15 protein-coding genes, 1 other RNA gene and 1 other annotated feature are annotated in these 19,342 nt (G+C 48.8%); of the genes, 10 read left to right on the forward strand and 6 right to left on the reverse strand.

All coding sequences use genetic code 11. The features are described from left to right. The first annotated feature begins 192 nt into the window (after window positions 1-192). Window positions 193-289, forward strand: an RNA gene (gene ffs, locus AC2A06_RS00620) — signal recognition particle sRNA small type. Window positions 290-589: 300 nt separating this feature from the next. Here ffs and AC2A06_RS00625 read toward each other — a convergent pair. From AC2A06_RS00625 to AC2A06_RS00640, 4 genes are all read right to left on the reverse strand, one after another. Then, complete coding sequence (locus tag AC2A06_RS00625) at window positions 590-793, reverse strand: HHA domain-containing protein (protein WP_023488988.1); 204 nt, start codon at window positions 791-793, stop codon at window positions 590-592. A gap of 49 nt (window positions 794-842) precedes the next feature. Then, window positions 843-1,211, reverse strand: coding sequence for an Hha toxicity modulator TomB (gene tomB / locus AC2A06_RS00630; RefSeq protein ID WP_473195878.1), 369 nt, complete (start codon window positions 1,209-1,211; stop codon window positions 843-845). A 529-nt stretch (window positions 1,212-1,740) separates the two neighbouring features. Then, a complete protein-coding gene (locus tag AC2A06_RS00635) occupies window positions 1,741-4,887 on the reverse strand; it encodes an efflux RND transporter permease subunit (protein ID WP_484379024.1) in 3,147 nt (1,048 codons plus the stop codon). Between the two features lie 20 nt (window positions 4,888-4,907). Next, the gene (locus AC2A06_RS00640) at window positions 4,908-6,098 is read right to left on the reverse strand and encodes an efflux RND transporter periplasmic adaptor subunit (RefSeq protein ID WP_484379025.1); all 1,191 of its coding nucleotides are present in this window, start codon (window positions 6,096-6,098) and stop codon (window positions 4,908-4,910) included. Between the two features lie 142 nt (window positions 6,099-6,240). Between AC2A06_RS00640 and acrR the strand changes: the two genes are divergently transcribed. The 3 genes from acrR to mscK all read left to right on the forward strand — a co-directional run bounded on the left by acrR (window position 6,241) and on the right by mscK (window position 10,776). Next, a complete protein-coding gene (acrR, locus tag AC2A06_RS00645; protein WP_023491037.1) occupies window positions 6,241-6,906 on the forward strand; it encodes a multidrug efflux transporter transcriptional repressor AcrR in 666 nt (221 codons plus the stop codon). An 11-nt stretch (window positions 6,907-6,917) separates the two neighbouring features. Next, window positions 6,918-7,271, forward strand: a complete 354-nt coding sequence (locus AC2A06_RS00650; protein WP_484379026.1) for a DsrE/DsrF/TusD sulfur relay family protein — start codon at window positions 6,918-6,920, stop codon at window positions 7,269-7,271. A 106-nt stretch (window positions 7,272-7,377) separates the two neighbouring features. Continuing rightward, on the forward strand, window positions 7,378-10,776 hold the full coding sequence (gene mscK / locus AC2A06_RS00655) for a mechanosensitive channel MscK (RefSeq protein ID WP_484379027.1): 3,399 nt from the start codon (window positions 7,378-7,380) through the stop codon (window positions 10,774-10,776). Between the two features lie 12 nt (window positions 10,777-10,788). On the opposite strand, the gene rsmS is transcribed toward mscK, so the two are convergent. Both rsmS and priC read right to left on the reverse strand, forming a co-directional pair. Then, window positions 10,789-10,968, reverse strand: coding sequence for a pleiotropic regulatory protein RsmS (gene rsmS / locus AC2A06_RS00660; RefSeq protein WP_037383619.1), 180 nt, complete (start codon window positions 10,966-10,968; stop codon window positions 10,789-10,791). Between the two features lie 135 nt (window positions 10,969-11,103). Beyond that, window positions 11,104-11,640 (reverse strand): primosomal replication protein PriC, encoded by a 537-nt coding sequence (priC, locus tag AC2A06_RS00665; protein WP_473195873.1) that lies wholly within the window; start codon window positions 11,638-11,640, stop codon window positions 11,104-11,106. Window positions 11,641-11,949: 309 nt separating this feature from the next. Between priC and apt the strand changes: the two genes are divergently transcribed. The 6 genes from apt (at window position 11,950) to adk (ending at window position 19,201) form a co-directional block, all read left to right on the forward strand. Then, window positions 11,950-12,501, forward strand: a complete 552-nt coding sequence (gene apt / locus AC2A06_RS00670) for an adenine phosphoribosyltransferase (RefSeq protein WP_023491028.1) — start codon at window positions 11,950-11,952, stop codon at window positions 12,499-12,501. A gap of 757 nt (window positions 12,502-13,258) precedes the next feature. Continuing rightward, window positions 13,259-15,226, forward strand: a complete 1,968-nt coding sequence (dnaX, locus tag AC2A06_RS00675; RefSeq protein ID WP_484379028.1) for a DNA polymerase III subunit gamma/tau — start codon at window positions 13,259-13,261, stop codon at window positions 15,224-15,226. Beyond that, window positions 14,559-14,623: a sequence feature (DnaX frameshifting element), on the forward strand. (Overlaps the previous gene by 65 nt.) A gap of 39 nt (window positions 15,227-15,265) precedes the next feature. After that, a complete protein-coding gene (locus AC2A06_RS00680) occupies window positions 15,266-15,598 on the forward strand; it encodes a YbaB/EbfC family nucleoid-associated protein (RefSeq protein WP_023491023.1) in 333 nt (110 codons plus the stop codon). Beyond that, on the forward strand, window positions 15,598-16,203 hold the full coding sequence (gene recR, locus AC2A06_RS00685) for a recombination mediator RecR (RefSeq protein ID WP_023491022.1): 606 nt from the start codon (window positions 15,598-15,600) through the stop codon (window positions 16,201-16,203). The genes AC2A06_RS00680 and recR overlap by 1 nt, the downstream gene beginning before the upstream one ends. 261 nt (window positions 16,204-16,464) lie before the next feature. Then, window positions 16,465-18,330 carry a molecular chaperone HtpG gene (htpG, locus tag AC2A06_RS00690; protein ID WP_037383679.1) on the forward strand — a complete coding sequence of 622 codons (1,866 nt, stop codon included), beginning with the start codon at window positions 16,465-16,467 and terminating at the stop codon, window positions 18,328-18,330. A 226-nt stretch (window positions 18,331-18,556) separates the two neighbouring features. Continuing rightward, entirely contained in the window at window positions 18,557-19,201 is a 645-nt protein-coding gene (adk, locus tag AC2A06_RS00695; RefSeq protein ID WP_023491019.1) for an adenylate kinase, read from the forward strand. The last annotated feature ends 141 nt before the right edge of the window (window positions 19,202-19,342 follow it).

The raw sequence follows: 19,342 nt of genomic DNA on the forward strand, positions 1-19,342 counted from the left end.
GATTACAGTCAATCCCATGGTAGCGGGCGTAGGTATCCAGGAGGCAAGTGTGCCATAACCGGAATGGGTAAGAAAACAGCGGTTGGTCAGTGGATGGCTTGCTATTTAATGGGCCATCACCGATAATGCCCACCGCTTCGTAGTCAATGGCAGTGAAACTGTCATAGTGAATGAAGCCGTCAATGGGGGCCCTGTTGGTTCTCCCGCAACACTAACTTGTGAACTCGGTCAGGTCCGGAAGGAAGCAGCCGCAGCGAGTGACGTGTGTGCCGGGATGTAGCTGGCAGGGCCCCCACCAATTTGAGCCTTTACAGGCTGCATCATATCTACTGTCTACTTCCAGCTTATACCCAAAATAATTCGCGCAGATTCAATTTGCAGGAACAATATACGCTCGAAATAATTCGAGTTGCATCTAGGTGGCAAGTTCAATAGTTGCTAGGAGCATAGGCAACTATGTGACTGGTGCGAGCTAACGCAGCCAACACCCAAGCTACTTGAAGGATGACGAGTATATCGAAATCCATTCACGGAGTTTGTTCCGGTTCCTGCAATCAGAAAGCCAGCAGTTTATTATGCTTTAAAATTATTATCTTACGAATTTCCAAACCGCAACGGGGATTTTATCGTACAACTTGTTCATGGTCAGTTCGGCAAGACGGTGGTCTGCAGCAGAGTAAAACAGTTCCAACTCGTTGTTAGAGAGTTCGTATTTATTCTTTTCAATGACACGTTCTAGAGTGTCAATGGTCGTGCATTTACGTAGGCGCATCAGATAGTCAATTTTTGTCATGGTAACCTTTAATCTTAAAAACAACACAAATAATCGAAGCGAATTATCCCTAAGTTTTTATCGTGGTACAAATGCTTTCTCCTGCGAGCATTCTGAAAGTTCGCATTTTGGTTTCCTGCCAGCGATGCAGGTCGGCATTATTAATACTAAAGCTGCTGAACACGGTATAGGTATCATCCAGATACTCTTCAACCAATGCCGATAAATCATTTTCATCCATGTATTTAATTTTAAAACTTATTACAAAAGAAGCAATATGCTCAATCAAGTCATTAAGCTGAAGGTTGTCGCTAGACGTTGGATCATTAATCCAGCCATGCTGACTGTCACCCAAGGTGGCAATGCCCTCGTCATACAAGCTCTCACACAGGAATTTAAGCTGAGCAATATCATGCTGCTTAGTTGAATACTCATCCATATCGCCTCCCGTCAGCCTTAATTTCGGTGCCGATAACACGCTGTGAGTACATGAAGCTACATCATTTTTTGCAAAATTTAACACTGGGTCAATAATCGCTTAGTACCATAAATATAAACCATTACTTGCTATCTGGTTTGTTGATATTACGGAAATTTACAATTTACTCGCCGTTATTGTTTATGTGTCTCGCGCTGAGGTCATTGTTGGTTAGGCAGCGAGTTATTGTGTCGCTAATGTAACCTGACTACAGATATCCAAGCCAGTGTTGAAAATGATTTAATCATAATTATAACGCATAGCTGATTTTTATTGCAGAACTTTCTAATATCAAAAAAACTAATGTTATTTCAATGTGGTGAACATTTTTTGAATAGAACTTTAATCTATACCTGAAATAACTAGAGTGGTTTGCAGCGGCTACGAAAGGAGCGAAGCTGATGAAAGAGCCGAGTAACGTTGCGCGGCCATCGTCTTATCATCCACTGAGACCGCATGGGCGGCCTCAGTGGATTAACAACAAAAATGATTATTGACGATCAATAGGGTGGCTATGATCCAGGTCTTCGCTCTTTTTACTGAAACGGCGGCGAACCACCACAAAGAACACCGGAACAAAGAAGATGGCCAATACCGTTGCGGTAATCATCCCACCCATTACCCCGGTACCTACTGCATTCTGGGCACCGGAACCAGCTCCACTGCTAACAACCAGCGGCATAACACCGAGGATGAAGGCTAATGATGTCATCAGGATGGGGCGCAGACGCATACGTACCGCTTCCAACGTTGATTCAATGAGCCCCTTACCTTCTTTATCCATGAGGTCTTTCGCAAATTCTACAATCAATATGGCGTTCTTCGCGGAGAGCCCGATGGTCGTCAGCAAGCCAACCTTGAAATAGACATCATTTTCCAGCCCACGAAAGCTGGTGGCCAAGAGTGCACCTATCACCCCAAGAGGGACAACCAGCATTACCGAGAATGGAATTGACCAGCTTTCGTACAATGCCGCCAGACACAAGAACACCACGATCAGTGAGATAACATACAGTGAGGTGGACTGACTGCCGGACAAGCGTTCCTGATAGGACATACCTGTCCAGTCATAGCCGATACCGCTTGGCAGTTTGGACGCGAGTTGCTCCATCATATCCATTGCTTCACCGGTACTGCGCCCAGGTACTGCCTGCCCGATAATTTCCATTGATGGCAGGCCGTTATAGCGTTCAAGACGCGGCGAACCGAATGACCAATGGGCTGAAGCAAAGGCGGAGAAAGGTACCATCTGACCACTGCTACCGCGGACATACCATTTATTAATGTCTTCGGGCAACATACGGAATGGGGCATCAGCCTGTACATAAACGCGTTTTACACGACCTCGATCGAGAAAATCGTTAACATAAGCGCCGCCCAGCGCCGCACTGATGGTACTGTTGATATCGTTAAGGGAAACCCCTAATGCCTGCGCTTTCTCCTGGTCAATATCCAGTTTGAATTGCGGTGTGTCCTCCTGACCATTCGGGCGCATCCCGGTCAGTAGGTCTGGGTGCTGTGCTGCCATACCCAGTAACTGGTTACGCGCCTCTGTCAGCTTTTCATGACCTAGGTTAGCCTGATCGATCAGTTGGAAGTCAAAACCGCTGGCGGTACCCAGTTCGATGATCGCCGGCAGGTTAAAGGCAAACACCAAGCCATCTTTGATCTGAGAAAATGACCCCATAGCACGGCCAACAATAGCAGGTACTTTATTGGCGGCACCGCTGCGTTCAGACCAATCTTTCAAACTGACAAACGCCAAGCCAGTATTCTGCCCCTGGCCGCTGAAACCGAAACCGTTAACGGTAAATACCGAGTTAACGTTGTCTTTTTCTGCGGTCAGGAAGTAATGGTTCACTTCCTCCAATACTTTCTGTGTACGTTCCTGGGTGGCACCCACAGGCATTTGCACCATCGTTAACAACATTCCCTGGTCTTCTTCCGGCAGGAAGGAGGAGGGGAGGCGCATAAACAGAACAGCCAGACCTACGACGATCAGCAGGTAAACCATCAGGTAACGGCCAGTACTGCGCAGGATATTCGCCACACTATCAGTATAGTGATGGGTACTCTTTTCAAACAGGCGGTTGAACCAGCCAAAGAAGCCGGTGTTGATACCATGATCCCCTTTGGGGATCGGTTTAAGCATGGTGGCGCAAAGTGCCGGGGTCAGGATTAATGCCACCAAGACCGATAGCACCATGGCGGAAACAATGGTGATTGAGAATTGGCGATAAATGGCACCTGTTGACCCACCGAAGAAAGCCATGGGGATAAATACCGCAGACAACACCAAGGCGATGCCAACCAATGCCCCTTGGATCTGTTCCATTGATTTCTTGGTGGCTTCTTTGGGCGAAAGCCCCTCTTCAGCCATAATCCGCTCAACGTTTTCCACCACCACGATGGCGTCATCAACCAGCAAGCCGATTGCTAGCACCATACCAAACATTGTCAGGGTGTTTATCGAGTAACCAAAAGCAGCCAGAATCGCGAATGTTCCCAACAACACTACGGGCACGGCGATGGTAGGGATCAGCGTGGCCCGGAAGTTTTGCAGGAATAGATACATCACCAGGAATACCAGGATGATCGCTTCCACCAGGGTTTTTACTACTTCGTGTATGGATATTTTAACGAAAGGCGTCGTGTCATAAGGGTAAACAACCTGCAAGCTGGCAGGGAAGAACGGTTGCAGTTTACCCAGCTCTGCTTTAACCGCCGCCGCAGTATTGAGCGCATTAGCGCCCGTGGCCAGCTTAATACCGATACCTGATGCAGGTTTACCATTGTAACGAGCAATAACATTATAGCTTTCTCCCCCCAGTTCAACCTTGGCTACATCGCTCAGACGCACTTGCGAGCCATCTGCATTGACTTTCAGTTGGATTCTACTGAATTCTTCCGGTGAACTCAGGCGGGTTTGGGCAATAATAGAGGCGTTTAACTGCTGGCCTTTTACCGGAGGCGTACCACCAAGCTGGCCACCAGCAATCTGGTTGTTCTGAACTTTGATTGCCGCAATGACATCACTGGGCGTCAGCTGGAATTTGTTCAGTTTATTCGGGTCTAGCCAGATACGCATGGCGTACTGAGCACCAAAGAGCTGAACAGTACCCACCCCGGGTGTACGACTGATAGGATCTTTGATATTGGAGCCGACGTAGTCTGCGATATCTTCCTGAGTCATACTGCCGTCTTCAGAAATAAAGCCCGCTACCATCAAGAAACTACTGCTCGACTTTTCTACGCTAACCCCTTGCTGTTGAACTTCTTGTGGCAGCAATGGCATGGCCAGTTGTAGTTTGTTTTGTACTTGTACCTGAGCAATATCAGGATCGGCACCAGAGTCGAATGTCAAGGTAATCTGAACGTTGCCTGCCGAGTCACTGCTGGAGGACATATACAGCAGATTATCGACACCGTTCATATTTTGTTCAATAACCTGTGTGACGCTATCCTGCACGGTTTTAGCATCAGCACCGGGATAGTTTGCGGCTATCGTCACTGCGGGCGGCGCAATGGTAGGATATTGAGCAATAGGTAGCTTCACGATTGACAGGAGACCCGCCAGCATAATAATGATGGCGATGACCCAGGCAAAAATGGGGCGATCTATAAAGAACTTAGCCATGTGTTACCGGCTCCTTTTTATCACTTCTTAGCGGGTTCAGAGGGTGCCTGTGGTTGTGCGGCTGCCTGGCTATCAACTTCTTGTGCTTTCACCTCAACCCCGGGTTTGATCTTTTGTAGCCCGGTAACAATCACGCGGTCACCAGCTTTCAGGCCAGCGGTGACCAGCCATTTATCACCAATAGCTTGCTCGGCGGTCAAGATACGCTGCTCCACTTTATTATTCGCCCCAACAACCAGTGCGGTTGCCTCACCCCGTGGGTTACGGGTAACTCCCTGTTGTGGTACCAGTAAGGCATCGTTGCGCACCCCTTCATCCAGGCGGGCTCGTACAAACATACCGGGTAACAGTGTATTATCGGGGTTAGGAAAGATAGCGCGGATGGTGATAGAACCGGTGGTTTCATCCACAGTGACGTCGGAGAACTCCAGCGTGCCTTCTTGAGCATACGCTTGCCCGTTCTCAAACAGTAATCTTACTTTGGCTTTACCGTTCTCTTGTTGCAGGCTGCCTTCTGCCAGCTCTCGCTTTAAACGCAGGTAATCGTTACTTGATTGGGTGACATCCACATACATGGGATCCAACTGTTGTACGGTGGACAGTGCAGTTGCCTGACCACTGGTCACCAGCGCCCCTTCAGTCACGGTAGATAGCCCGATGCGCCCAGAAATCGGCGAGCTCACCTTGGTATAAGCCAGGTTAATACGCGCACTTTCCACCGCAGCTTTAGCCGCGACTACCGCAGCATTGGCCTGTAACTGGTTAGAAATGGCGGTATCGTAGTCCTGTTTACTGATGTAATTGGTGCCCAGCAACGGTTTATAACGGTTGACTGTCAGGCGGGCGATATCCGCAGCGGCTTGCGCTTTGGCCAGATCCCCCTTGGTGCTGTCATAGGCAGCCTGATAGGTGGCGGGATCAATTTGATACAGTGAAACACCTGCTTTGATATCACTACCTTCAACAAAGTTGCGCTTCAGAATAATGCCATTGACCTGAGGGCGAACTTCGGCAATGCGATAGGCGGCAGTACGGCCAGGTAGGTCTGTTGTGATATTGAGCGGCTCTCCTTTCAGTGTCACTACCCCTACAGAAGGCATTGGGCGTTGACCACCGGATTGGGCGTCTTTGTTGTCACATCCTGTAAGCACTAAGCTGCCTGAAAGCATGATAATTGCCGCCAGAGGCATTAACCCTCTGTTTTTGTTCATAGAAAAACCTCAAGTGTTCGATTTCAAAATGATCAATGGATCACAGCTTGAAAAACCCATTGCTGCGTTAATATTTTGTGGGTGCTATAATACATACATTCGCGAATGTATGTAAGTCACACACTCTTAAAAAAACAATGCTATGGCACGAAAAACTAAACAACAAGCACAAGAAACGCGACTACAGATCCTGGATGCCGCTGTGAGAGAGTTTTCTGAGCGCGGCGTTTCAGCCACCTCTTTGACCGATATTGCTACTGCGGCAGGGGTCACTCGCGGTGCAATTTATTGGCACTTCAAAAATAAGGTAGACCTATTTAACGAAATTTGGCAGCAATCAGATTCGAAAATAGGGGATTTAGAGTTAGAGTATCAAACAAAGTTTCCAGATAATCCACTACGTATTTTAAAGGAAATTTTGATTTACGTTTTGATTGCGACAGTCGATGACAGTCGTCGCCGCGCCTTAATGGAGATCATTTTTCACAAATGTGAGTTTATTGGTGAAATGGTGCCAGTGCATGATGCACGTAAGGTGCTTTATCTTGAAAGCTATGAACGTATCGAACGGGTCCTGCATAATAGCATCGCTCGTGGTCAGCTTCCTGCTGATCTGCATACGCGCCGAGCTGCGGTGGTACTACGTGCCTATATCACCGGGCTGATGGAAAATTGGTTATTTCTGCCAGAAAGTTTTGATCTGAAAGCTGATGCCAGCGCCTTTGTGGATGTTTTCCTTGAAATGGTGCAACTGTGCCCCTCTTTGCGGGTAAAATCATCTCTATCGGCAGACCTACAAACTGAATAAGGAGAACGTCTATGTCATCCCTGTTACTGATTGCCAATGGTGCAGCTTATGGTCAGGAATCACTGTTTAATGCACTGCGTTTGGCTATTACCTTAAAAGAGCAGCAACCTGAGCTGTGCCTGAAACTGTTTTTAATGTCCGATGCTGTTGTGGCCGGCATCGCTGGGCAACAGCCGCGTGAAGGGTATAATTTGCAACAAATGCTGGAAATACTTACCGCGCAACAGGTACCGGTGAAGTTATGTAAGACCTGTGCTGATGCGCGCGCGGTTAGCCAGTTATCCTTGGTTGATGGTGTTGAGATTGGCACATTGGTGGAGTTGGGGCAGTGGACCCTGGCTGCTGATAAGGTATTGACCTTCTGATTTCTGTTGGAATTTTAACCGGTCATCCCTCGCTACATTTTTATTATTCATTGTCAGCCTGTGATCATGCTAATCTTGAGACTTCATTGTTGAATGACATTAAGCCATGAGTTGCAGGCCAATCATCTATTACTACCAAGTTGCTTTTCGTTACGCCCGGGGTCCTGTTTTCCCTGGCCTGGTTCCTTTTCTGTTATTGCTGATAGCGCTGTGTTTGCCGCTAGGTGTTTTCGCGCAAACGAGTGAAATCCCTGCTCGCAGCGAAGTCCAGAGCCAACTTGATGCGTTGAACAAACAACAAAACCTGACTGAGGTGGATAAACTTTCCCAACAGGATTTGATCCGCACGCTAGAAATACTCGATACGCTGGAACGTACCAAGCAGGAGGGTAATCAGCTTAAGCAGCAACTTCAGCAAGCGCCGGCAAAGTTACAGTCGATACTTAAAGATCTCGACGCGCTGAAAAGTACCACCAATGATGAAGCGGCAACACGGGCAGAATTGGTGCCTCTTTCATTACGCGAGTTGGAGCAACGCCTGTATAAAACCCTGGATGACCTCCAGGGTGCGCAGCAAAACCTCTCGACCTATAGCAGCCAACTGGTTTCTTTGCAGACACAGCCTGAACGTGTACAAAGCAGTATGTATACGGCTTCTCAGCGCTTGCAGGAGATACGCAATCTTCTCAGTGCACAAACGCCAGGGCAGCAACCTTTACGTAACAGTCAGCAAGTGATGCTGATGACCGAACAATCGCTGATTAATGCGGAGTTGGAGTTACAACGCAGAAGGTTGGAGGCGAATACGACTTTACAGGATATTTTGCAGAAGCAGCGTGATTACACCACGTTAAGTATTGATGCTTTAGATCATCAGGTCCAGATATTGCAGGAAGTGGTGAATAGCAAGCGGTTGACGCTGTCAGAAAAAACGGCGAAAGAAGCGCAAGCCCCAGAAGATGCCACAGATACACAAAGCATTAAACTGGTTAGTAATCAACTGGATATCAACCGTAAAATCAGTCAGCGGCTGATTACAGCCACGGAAGAGAGTAATACACTGTTTCAGCAAAATATTCAGGTAAAAAACTGGCTGGATCGCGGCTTGCAATCAGCACAGAACCTGAAGGAACAGATCCAGGTATTACGGGGGAGTTTGGTACTGTCACGCATCCTGTATCAACAGCAGCAAAATCTGCCCCCTAAAACCTTGGTGGCAGATTTAAGTGCTCATATCGCAGATTTACGTCTGGAACAATTTGAAGTCAACCAGCAGCGTGATGCATTGTTCAAAGGGGATGACTTTGTCAACCAACTGCTGGCTAACAGCAAAGAAAAAGCCGATAGTGATGCGAGTGATGCGCTAAACGATATTATTGCTATGCGCCGTGAGTTGCTCGATCAACTCAATAAACAACTTAATAATCAGTTGTCGCTGGCTATCACCTTGCAGGTTAATCAACAGCAACTGACCAGTGTCTATACCGCGATGCAACATACCCTTACCCAACAGATTTTTTGGGTTAACAGCAATAAGCCGATTGATTTAGCCTGGCTGGAAGCGATGCCGGGGGCGCTAAAAGATCAGTTTGCCCGGCTGGATTTCAAGTTCGACACCGACCAAATGGTATTGGGAGCCGAAAAGTCAGCCGTTTTCCTGATTCCTATGGTGATAGTGATTGGCCTATTGCGTTGGCGTAATCGTGCTATTAATAACTATTTGAAAAAACTGACCAATGATATTGGGCAGTTAAAACGTGACAGCCAACTCCATACCCCAAAAGCCATTGCGCTGACATTATTACAAGTGTTGCCTGGGGTACTTTTGATACTGGGTACCGGGTTTTGGTTCTATTGTGCAGAGATTAGCATTAGTGACTTTATTTGGGCACTGTCACGACAGCTCGCGCTGCTATGGCTGGTATTTGCCTTGATTTTTCGCCTCTTGGCCCCGGGAGGTATTTATCAGCGCCATTTTAATGCCAAACTTGACCTTTGTAACCACTACCGTCGCCAGTGTATCAAGCTTGGCTTGACGTTATTACCGCTGATTTTCTGGTCCATACTGGGCGAAAAAAATCCCTCCAAACTGGTTGATGATGTTATTGGCCAGGTGGTGGTGATCCTGACTTTATCCCTGCTAACGGTATTGATGTTTCCTATTTGCCGTAACAGTTGGCGTGAAAAAAATAACCATGCAGTAAGATTGTTGGTAGTGACTGCATTGGCGGTGACCCCACTCATTCTGCTGGGGTTGATGTTTATGGGGTATTTTTATACCGCGTTGCAATTGGCTGGGCGTTGGATTGACAGCCTGTATCTATTCTTCTTGTGGAATATCGTCTATCAGGCTGTGATCCGTGGTTTGAGCGTCGCCGCCCGTCGTCTGGCTTATCGTCGCGCTGTTGCGCGCCGCCAGAATCTGGCGAAAGAGAAAGAGGGTGCCGAAGGGATTGAACCGGTTGAAGAAACGCCCTTAGCGTTGGAGCAAATCAACCAGCAATCTCTGCGCCTGAGTACCATGGTGTTATTTCTGATTTTCGCCAGTGCCTTCTATGGGATTTGGTCAGACCTGGTAACCGTTATTTCCTATCTCGACAGCATCAGTCTGTGGCATTACACCAGTAGTGTCGCTGGTAGCGTGATACCGAAAGCCGTGACCTTGGGGAATTTCATGGTGGCTATCATTGCGGTGATTGTTGCTTATGTCATGACGCGCAATTTACCCGGTTTGTTGGAAGTGCTGGTGCTATCACGGCTACAACTACGAACCGGCACCTCTTATGCGATTACCACGATGCTGACCTATCTGATTACGGCGGTGGGTACCATCACTGCTTTGGGGTCGTTAGGTGTATCATGGGACAAGTTACAATGGCTGGTGGCGGCACTTTCGGTGGGGTTGGGTTTTGGTTTACAGGAAATATTTGCCAACTTTGTTTCTGGCTTGATTATTCTGTTTGAGCGCCCGGTACGTATTGGTGACACCATCACCATCGGTACCTTCTCTGGCTCAGTTAGCAAGATCCGCATCCGTGCGACGACTATTGTCGATTTTGATCGCAAGGAAGTGATTATTCCCAATAAAGCGTTTGTCACCGAGAGGCTGATCAACTGGTCTCTATCAGATACGATTACTCGAGTACTGATCAAGGTCGGGGTAGCTTATGGTTCTGACCTGGATAAGGTTAAAGCGGTGCTGTTGCAAGCGGCGCAAGAAAACCCACTGGTTATGACGGATCCTGAGCCTGCCGTATTCTTCCTGAGTTTTGGCCCCAGTACCCTGGATCATGAGCTGCGTCTGTATGTGCGGGAATTGCGTGACCGTAGTTACACGGTGGATGAGCTGAACCGAGCCATTGATCGTTTGTGCCGAGAGAATGGTATTAATATTGCCTTTAACCAATTGGAAGTTTATTTACATAACCGCCAGGGTAATGAAGTGCAAGAAGTGAAACGTGGGCTGAGACCAGATCCAGAGAGTGATACTCAAACCGCCTCGTAGTCTGGCTGAGGCCTACGGGTCGGCAGATAAATACGGTTTCGCCCGGCGTGATTGCAGTATCTTCTGCTGGTAATCCTTTCTGACAATGTCCAGTGCAGCCAGTGCTGTGACCGGGTCTATCTCGTTGCATTCGAGCAGATAAATCAAATCTACCGCCAGTTGCAGTTCTGGCGAGGCATTTTCCAGTGGCATATATCCAACGTTTTCATGTGTCAAAGTGTCGTACTTCCCAACCTTAGGTTGGGAAGTACTGAGAATAATCTGTAGCAAAGTATAATAAACTTATGTTGCAGTGGGGGAGAATCATTAAATTAATGTGATAAATCTTCAAAAATTGTTTTCTTTACGCGCAATACTGCGCTCAATTCGTGTTAATGCCTGCCTGCAACGTAATAGTCTGCCTTCTATCGCTGCCACTTCCTGCTGCAATTTTTTCTGTGCCGCGAGGGTTGTCTGGGCACCTAACAGACTTTCGCGATCTTGGATCATACTCACCAGACGGCGTTCATAGTCCTGATGTTCTGCAAGTTTATGATAGATATCCACCTCACCCATCACTTTGGGCTGATTTTTACGCCGTAACACCAAGGTGGCCAGTTCACGTTGTAAAGCCGTGATCTGAGCGACCAATCTTTCAGCCAGAAAAGCCACTTGGGCGGTACGGTTATCTTTTACTGCCATTTGTAATTGGGCAAAGTTCTTCTGTATTTCGGCTAAATAATCACGCAGCCGGGTACCGCGATTGGAGAAAAGGGCAACATCAAATCGCGCCTGTGGAATCGGCATATCGCCTTGTGGCTGAATGTTGTTGGCTAAAGCGGTTATCTGCTGTTCAAGCGTTTGTAATAAGCGTTGTGTACTCACGGTGGCTCCTTATACCCAAGTGCCAGTTGCAAAAAAAGCCTATAAACACGGCTTGTTGCGCCATGATGGTGATTATCCTGATGCTTATTGACCTATCGCAACAAAAAACGTGCTGATTGTACGCTCTCAGTTGCATTTATCGCGTATTTTGCATAGATTTGGGCGTTTTCGTGTGCAGGTTTCCTGCCGCCATTTTGAGTTGATGGCAAGGCAGTTGAGAGCCTGTGTGGAAGTATACCCGTTGTCATGCCAGTTGCTTCAGTATTTCAGCAGAACGGGTATATCAGCATGTATTATCAGGCAATAACTATGGACAAGACTGCGCAGCAGCTTCAGTTTATTAAAGAGAGTATCAAAACCATACCTGACTATCCGAAGCCGGGTATTCTGTTCCGCGATGTGACCAGTTTATTGGAAAACCCGCTGGCCTATGCGTCCAGTATTGAGCTGTTGGTTGAGCGTTACCTTGATAAAGGGGTAACCAAAGTGGTGGGGACTGAAGCGCGTGGTTTCCTGTTTGGTGCACCGGTAGCATTGGCTCTGGGTGTCGGTTTTGTGCCCGTGCGTAAACCGGGTAAATTGCCACGAGCTACAATAAGTGAAAGTTATGAGCTCGAGTATGGTACCGATAAACTGGAAATCCACACCGATGCCATTACGGCTGGCGATAAGGTGCTGGTGATTGATGATCTGTTGGCGACCGGCGGTACCATTGAAGCCACGGCCACCTTGATTCGTCGCCTCGGTGGCATCGTGGAAGATGCAGCATTTATTATCAACTTACCGGATCTTGGCGGTGAAGCGCGCCTTAACAATCTGGGAATCGATTGTTACTGCCTGGTTGATTTCGCTGGTCACTGATTGATCTCCGACACCCGTCAAGTTGCAGACATCTAACCCTGCAGCTTGATGGGTAATGGCTCCAAAACAGAGCATTCCACATATAGAGGTTTAGCGCTTTCTCAGTCCGCATTAAGCCTGGCGAGCCACCGACAAAGGCTTCATAAGTCCCGATTCTAGCAACAGAGAGACTACTTTTTATGTAGTTTGACGGCATCGTCAAAGATCCTTATACTGGCATCACTAGCCCCGGGACTTGTTAGTTGGCAGCTTAGTTAGTAGCCATGCTTCCCCCCGAGGACGATCGATAGAGTTATACAGAAAAGGTTCGCAGAAATGCGGACCTTTTCTGTTTATGTTTCCTATTATTTAGGACTGAGCGAGTAAGAAATAACCGCATTCAACATCGCCAACCCGATAGTTTTAATGGTATCAGGTGTAACCTCTCTGATGCAGTCAAGCAACGGAGAACCTACGGTAAATTCGGGTGATTTTGCGACAATGTTCGCGCCATCGTCCTTCTTCGATCACCAATTTGCGTAATGTCTATGACGGCTGACCAATTCCCGAATGCGCTGTAGCCGATCAAGTTCTTTGTGACTCATGCTAATTATTTTTTTGCCATCAAATATTCTCCCGATAGGACAATGGGTGACATTTCAGATTTGCTCAAAGAGAACATGACCGCATAGTCCTGGCGCAGGTATAAACACCCTCGCCTATCAGTGTGGCCCTGTGTTAGCATAACCCCTCATATTACTCGACTTCTCCGGTGTTAATGAGCTATCAGGTTCTTGCCCGTAAGTGGCGCCCTCAAACATTTGCCGATGTCGTTGGACAAGAACATGTCCTGACGGCGCTGACTAATGGCCTCAAGCTTGGGAGGCTTCACCATGCTTATCTGTTCTCTGGTACCCGTGGTGTCGGTAAAACCACTATTGCCCGCATATTGGCCAAGTGCCTGAATTGCGAAACGGGCATCACGGCAACACCTTGTGGTCAATGTGATAATTGCCGTGAGATTGAGCAGGGCCGCTTTGTCGATTTGATCGAGATTGACGCCGCCTCCAGAACTAAAGTGGAAGACACCCGCGACTTGCTGGATAACGTACAATATGCCCCGGCGCGCGGTCGTTTTAAGGTTTACCTGATTGACGAAGTCCACATGCTTTCGCGTCATAGCTTCAACGCTTTGTTGAAAACGCTGGAAGAGCCACCGGCACATGTTAAATTTTTACTGGCCACCACGGATCCGCAGAAACTGCCAGTGACTATCTTGTCTCGTTGCTTGCAATTCCATTTGAAAGCGATGGACGTTGATCAGATCCGGACTCAATTGGAAACCATCCTGCAGGCAGAGCACATCACCAGTGACACTCGAGCGCTGCAACTGCTGGCTCGTGCTGCTGACGGCAGTATGCGTGATGCCCTCAGCCTGACTGACCAGGCCATTGCCATGGGGCAAGGGCAGGTGAGTAGTGATACCGTCAGCCAGATGCTAGGAACGTTGGATGATGAACAACCCTTGGCCATTCTGGAAGCCTTGGTTCATGCTGACGGTGAAAAAGTGATGGCCCAGGTGGCACAGGCTGCTTCGCGTGGTGTGGATTGGGAAAGTCTGCTGGTGGAAACCTTGGCGTTGCTGCATCGTATCGCCATGCTGCAATTGCTGCCATCGGTGTTGGACAACCACTATGCGGTTGTTGAACAGCGGTTGCGTGAATTGGCGCGCCTGCTACCCCCCACAGAAGTACAGCTTTACTACCAAACGTTGCTGATTGGCCGTAAAGAGCTGCCTTTAGCACCTGATCGCCGTATGGGGGTTGAAATGACCCTGTTACGTGCGTTGGCTTTTCACCCCAAGGCGGTAATCCCTGATCCTGTGAGCAGAGCGCCGACTGTTCCAGCGCCAGTATCGTCAGCACACACTGAAAATTATCGTGGGCCTGGGCAGCACGCCGAAGGGGGGGATATGCCTCCGCCGTTAGGGCAGGTGCAACCACCAGCGAACCCACAACAGACAAATTTACCGGATGCCACCGCGCAATTATTGAAAGCGCGCACCCAGTTGCTGCGGCAACAGGGGGCATCCACCGCAAAAAAGAGTGAGCCGGCTGCACCAATAAATGGGCGGCCGGCGAACTCAGCACTGGAGCGGTTGGCTGCAGTGACTGAGCGTAGTCAGCAGCGCCAGGCGGAAAAGCGGGTAGCAGAAAAACCTTCGAAGCCAGAAGCCTATCGCTGGCGCGCACAAACTGAACCGGAGGTTCCCCAGGAGCCGTTGGCGACACCAAAAGCCCTGCGTACCGCCCTGGAACATGAAAAGACCCCCGAGTTGTCAGCTAAACTGGTGGTTGAGTCGCTCAAGCGTGATCCTTGGGCGGCAGAAATTGAACAACTGAAGATACCTAAACTGGTGCAGCAACTGGCATTGAACTCCTTTAAACAACAGTTGGCTCCGGGTAGTATTTGTCTTCACTTACGTTCTACCCAACGCCATTTGAACTCTTCTACGGCGCAAAGAACGTTGGCGGATGCACTCAGTGAATTGCACGGTAGCACGGTTGAACTCACTGTAGTGGAAGACGATAATCCAGCAGAACGGACTCCGTTGGAGTGGCGGCAAGCCATTTATGAAGAAAAACTGGCGCAGGCTCGTCAGTCTATAATTGCGGATACCCATATTCAGACACTGTGTCGTTTTTTTGACGCTGATCTGGATGAAGAGAGTATTCGCCCCATTTAACACGGCGCCGAGTGTGCGCCCATGCAATGAGAGACGACTATGTTTGGTAAAGGTGGTTTGGGTAATCTGATGAAGCAAGCCCAGCAGATGCAGGAAAAAATGCAGCAGATGCAGGAAGAAGTTGCCCGGTTGGAAGTTACAGGTGAATCAGGTGCTGGCATGGTGAAAGTGACCATTAATGGTGCGCATAACTGTCGCCGTGTTGAGATCGACCCCAGCCTGCTGGAAGAAGACGACAAAGAGATGCTGGAAGATTTGATTGCCGCTGCATTCAATGATGCAGCACGCCGTGTAGAAGAAACGCAAAAAGAGAAGATGGCGTCAGTTTCTAACGGTATGCAGTTGCCACCAGGCTTTAAGATGCCGTTCTGATGCAAACAAGCCCGCTCCTTGAATCCTTGATGGAGGCGTTGCGTTGCCTACCCGGTGTGGGTCCTAAGTCGGCGCAGCGCATGGCATTTCAACTGTTGCAGCGTGATCGCAGTGGTGGCATGCGCTTGGCTCAGGCTTTGACCCGCGCAATGTCTGAGGTGGGGCACTGTGCTGACTGCCGCACCTTTACCGAACAGGATACCTGCACCATCTGCAATAACTCGCGCCGTCAGCAAAACGGCCAGATTTGCGTGGTAGAGAGCCCAGCGGATATTTATGCCATTGAGCAGACCGGGCAATTTGCCGGGCGCTACTTTGTGCTGATGGGGCATCTGTCACCGCTGGATGGTATTGGCCCTGGTGATATCGGCCTTGACCGGCTGGAGCAGCGGTTAGAGAAAGAGACCATCAGTGAAGTGATCCTGGCTACCAACCCGACGGTGGAAGGGGATGCCACGGCCAACTATATTGCCGAGATGTGTAGCCAATATGGCGTGGTTGCCAGCCGTATTGCTCATGGCGTTCCGGTTGGCGGAGAACTTGAAATGGTCGACGGTACCACGCTGTCCCACTCTCTGGCTGGGCGGCATGTGATCAAGTTTTGATATTTTCAGCCGGGCAGTGTGTAGCCCGGCTTAGCGATACCCCACAAAAAAAACCGTACAGTCGCTTGAAAAACCTCATGGTTAACCCCACTTAATCCTCATTGTTCGATTTGGTCATATTCCCTGCGTCTTTCAAGCGGTGATGGCGTTAATTGCTTCAGTTCACTTCAATCTTGGGTGGATCTAAGCATCAACAACGGCCATGAACCAATTGAAAGGTATCGGGTATAACACTATTGGCTATTGAGGTAATCAATGAGTATGAAAGGTCAAGAAACCCGCGGATTCCAGTCTGAAGTTAAACAACTGCTTCATTTGATGATTCATTCGCTCTACTCCAATAAAGAAATCTTCCTGCGTGAGCTGATTTCTAACGCCTCCGATGCGGCTGACAAGCTGCGTTTCCGGGCGCTTTCTCAGCCAGAACTGTATGAAGGTGATGGTGAACTGCGCGTGCGCGTCTCTTTTGACAAAGATAAGCATACCCTGACCATTGCTGATAACGGCATTGGTATGACCCGTGACGAGGTGATTGAGAACCTGGGAACCATTGCCAAGTCAGGGACTAAAGCTTTTCTGGAGTCGATCGGTTCCGAACAGGCGAAAGACAGTCAACTGATCGGCCAGTTTGGTGTCGGTTTTTATTCGTCATTTATCGTGGCAGATAAAGTCACTGTCCGTACTCGCGCTGCCGGGGATCGTTCGGATAAAGGGGTGTTCTGGGAGTCTGCAGGGGAAGGTGATTACACCATTGCCGATATCGACAAAGCTGAACGTGGTACTGAAATTACTCTACATCTGCGTCCTGGTGAAGAGGAATACCTTGATGGTTGGCGTTTGCGTTCGGTGATCGGCAAATATTCCGATCACATTGCGTTGCCGGTTGAAATCGAAACCAAGAATGAAGAAGACGATACGGTCACCTGGGAGAAGATCAACAAGGCGCAAGCGTTGTGGACCTGCAGCAAATCCGATGTGACGGATGAAGAGTACAAAGAGTTCTATAAGCACATTGCTCATGACTTCACTGATCCGCTGGTCTGGAGCCACAACCGGGTAGAAGGTAAGCAGGAATATACCAGCCTGCTGTATATCCCGGCTCGTGCACCTTGGGATATGTGGAATCGGGATCATAAGCACGGTCTGAAACTGTATGTTCAGCGTGTGTTTATTATGGATGATGCCGAGCAGTTTATGCCTAACTACCTGCGTTTTGTCCGTGGGCTGATAGACTCCAACGATTTGCCACTGAACATTTCCCGTGAGATTTTGCAGGATAACCGTGTTACCCAGAGCTTGCGTGCTGCGTTGACCAAACGTGTACTGCAGATGCTGGAAAAATTGGCAAAAGATGACGCCGAAGCCTATCAGACATTCTGGCAACAGTTTGGCTTGGTGATGAAAGAGGGGCCAGGGGAAGACAGCAACAATAAGGAAGCTATCGCTAAACTGTTGCGCTTTGCTTCTACGCATAACGACAGCTCGGCGCAAACCGTGTCGCTGGAAGAGTATATTGGCCGCATGATTGAAGGCCAAGAGAAGATTTACTACATCACCGCCGACAGCTATGCCGCCGCCAAGAGCAGCCCACACCTGGAACTGCTGCGTAAGAAAGGCATTGAAGTCCTGCTGCTTTCTGATCGCATTGACGAATGGATGATGAGCTATTTGACCGAGTTCGACGGTAAACAGTTCCAGTCTGTCAGCAAAGCGGATGAAGCGCTGGATAAACTGGCGGATGAAACCGAAGAGCAGAAAGAAGCCGAGAAACAACTGGAGCCGTTTATCGAGCGGGTCAAGACCTTGTTGGGTGAGAGGGTGAAAGAGGTGCGTTTGACACATCGCTTGACCGACACGCCAGCGATCGTCACCACCGATGCTGATGAAATGAGCACCCAGATGGCGAAACTGTTTGCTGCGGCTGGTCAACCTGCACCAGAGGTGAAGTATATCTTCGAATTGAACCCGGATCATGCCTTGGTCAAACGCGCAGCGGATATCGGCGATAACGCACTGTTTGCTGAGTGGATCGACTTGCTGCTGGATCAGGCACTGTTAGCAGAGCGTGGCACACTGGAAGATCCAAACCAGTTTATCCGCTTGATGAATAAACTCTTGTCGGCCTGATATTTATCTGCTTGGTAATGGTTCCCGCCGCTCTTTCAGTGAAATACGGTAATCTGAATAGCGGCGGGATATTTACCCGTCCGAATTCCTACCATCTCCTTGAGCCACCCCCACCAGAAATGATAAGGTTGAGCGTTTCCGCAATTTTATAAAAACTCAAGCCCGATAAACTTCAAGTTAACGCTTGCAAGGTCAAGGGAAAATACATAGTGAGGGGATTTACGCAATGCGTATCATTCTGCTGGGCGCTCCGGGCGCAGGTAAAGGTACTCAGGCTCAATTTATCATGGAAAAGTACGGTATCCCGCAAATTTCCACCGGTGATATGTTGCGTGCAGCCGTGAAGGCCGGCTCGGAACTGGGCAAGCAGGCGAAAGAAATTATGGATGCCGGTAAGCTGGTAACCGATGAACTGGTGATCGCGCTGGTCAAAGAGCGTATCACTCAACAGGATTGCCGTAATGGTTTTCTGTTGGACGGTTTCCCGCGCACTATTCCGCAGGCTGACGCGATGAAAGAGGCCGGTATTAAGGTGGATTATGTGCTGGAGTTTGATGTACCGGACGAACTGATCATTGATCGTATCGTGGGTCGCCGTGTACATGCGCCATCAGGTCGTGTTTATCACACCAAATTCAATCCACCGAAGGTGGAAGGAAAAGACGATGTGACTGGCGAAGAACTCACCACGCGCAAAGATGATCAAGAAGAAACGGTCCGTAAGCGTCTGGTTGAATATCACCAGATGACGGCACCGCTGGTCTCTTACTATCACCAAGAGGCTGATGCTGGCAACACCGCTTATCACAAAATTGATGGTACGCGCAAAGTCACCGAAGTGAGCAGTGAATTAGCGACCATTCTGGGCTAATTAATCTTTATCGGTTTCTTTGTTGGTCATGATTGCCTGACGCAATCATGACCCGTTTGATCAGGCGTGTGTGATCTGCCATAGCAAGCACTATACGCCTTTTCCCTCCACTAAAGCTTTTCTCAAAAACCTCAAGTGATG

This window comes from Serratia sp. HNCC26DJ244 (assembly GCF_057180565.1).

Bases quoted from the DNA above. Each gene is read 5' to 3' on its own strand.
- htpG (WP_037383679.1), top strand. From the start codon at position 16,465: ATGAAAGGTCAAGAAACCCGCGGATTCCAGTCTGAAGTTAAACAACTG.
- AC2A06_RS00640 (WP_484379025.1), bottom strand. From the start codon at position 6,098: ATGAACAAAAACAGAGGGTTAATGCCTCTGGCGGCAATTATCATGCTT.
- AC2A06_RS00680 (WP_023491023.1), top strand. From the start codon at position 15,266: ATGTTTGGTAAAGGTGGTTTGGGTAATCTGATGAAGCAAGCCCAGCAG.
- rsmS (WP_037383619.1), bottom strand. From the start codon at position 10,968: ATGCCACTGGAAAATGCCTCGCCAGAACTGCAACTGGCGGTAGATTTG.
- dnaX (WP_484379028.1), top strand. From the start codon at position 13,259: ATGAGCTATCAGGTTCTTGCCCGTAAGTGGCGCCCTCAAACATTTGCC.
- AC2A06_RS00635 (WP_484379024.1), bottom strand. From the start codon at position 4,887: ATGGCTAAGTTCTTTATAGATCGCCCCATTTTTGCCTGGGTCATCGCC.
- mscK (WP_484379027.1), top strand. From the start codon at position 7,378: ATGAGTTGCAGGCCAATCATCTATTACTACCAAGTTGCTTTTCGTTAC.
- tomB (WP_473195878.1), bottom strand. From the start codon at position 1,211: ATGGATGAGTATTCAACTAAGCAGCATGATATTGCTCAGCTTAAATTC.
- apt (WP_023491028.1), top strand. From the start codon at position 11,950: ATGGACAAGACTGCGCAGCAGCTTCAGTTTATTAAAGAGAGTATCAAA.
- AC2A06_RS00625 (WP_023488988.1), bottom strand. From the start codon at position 793: ATGACAAAAATTGACTATCTGATGCGCCTACGTAAATGCACGACCATT.
- AC2A06_RS00650 (WP_484379026.1), top strand. From the start codon at position 6,918: ATGTCATCCCTGTTACTGATTGCCAATGGTGCAGCTTATGGTCAGGAA.
- acrR (WP_023491037.1), top strand. From the start codon at position 6,241: ATGGCACGAAAAACTAAACAACAAGCACAAGAAACGCGACTACAGATC.
- recR (WP_023491022.1), top strand. From the start codon at position 15,598: ATGCAAACAAGCCCGCTCCTTGAATCCTTGATGGAGGCGTTGCGTTGC.
- adk (WP_023491019.1), top strand. From the start codon at position 18,557: ATGCGTATCATTCTGCTGGGCGCTCCGGGCGCAGGTAAAGGTACTCAG.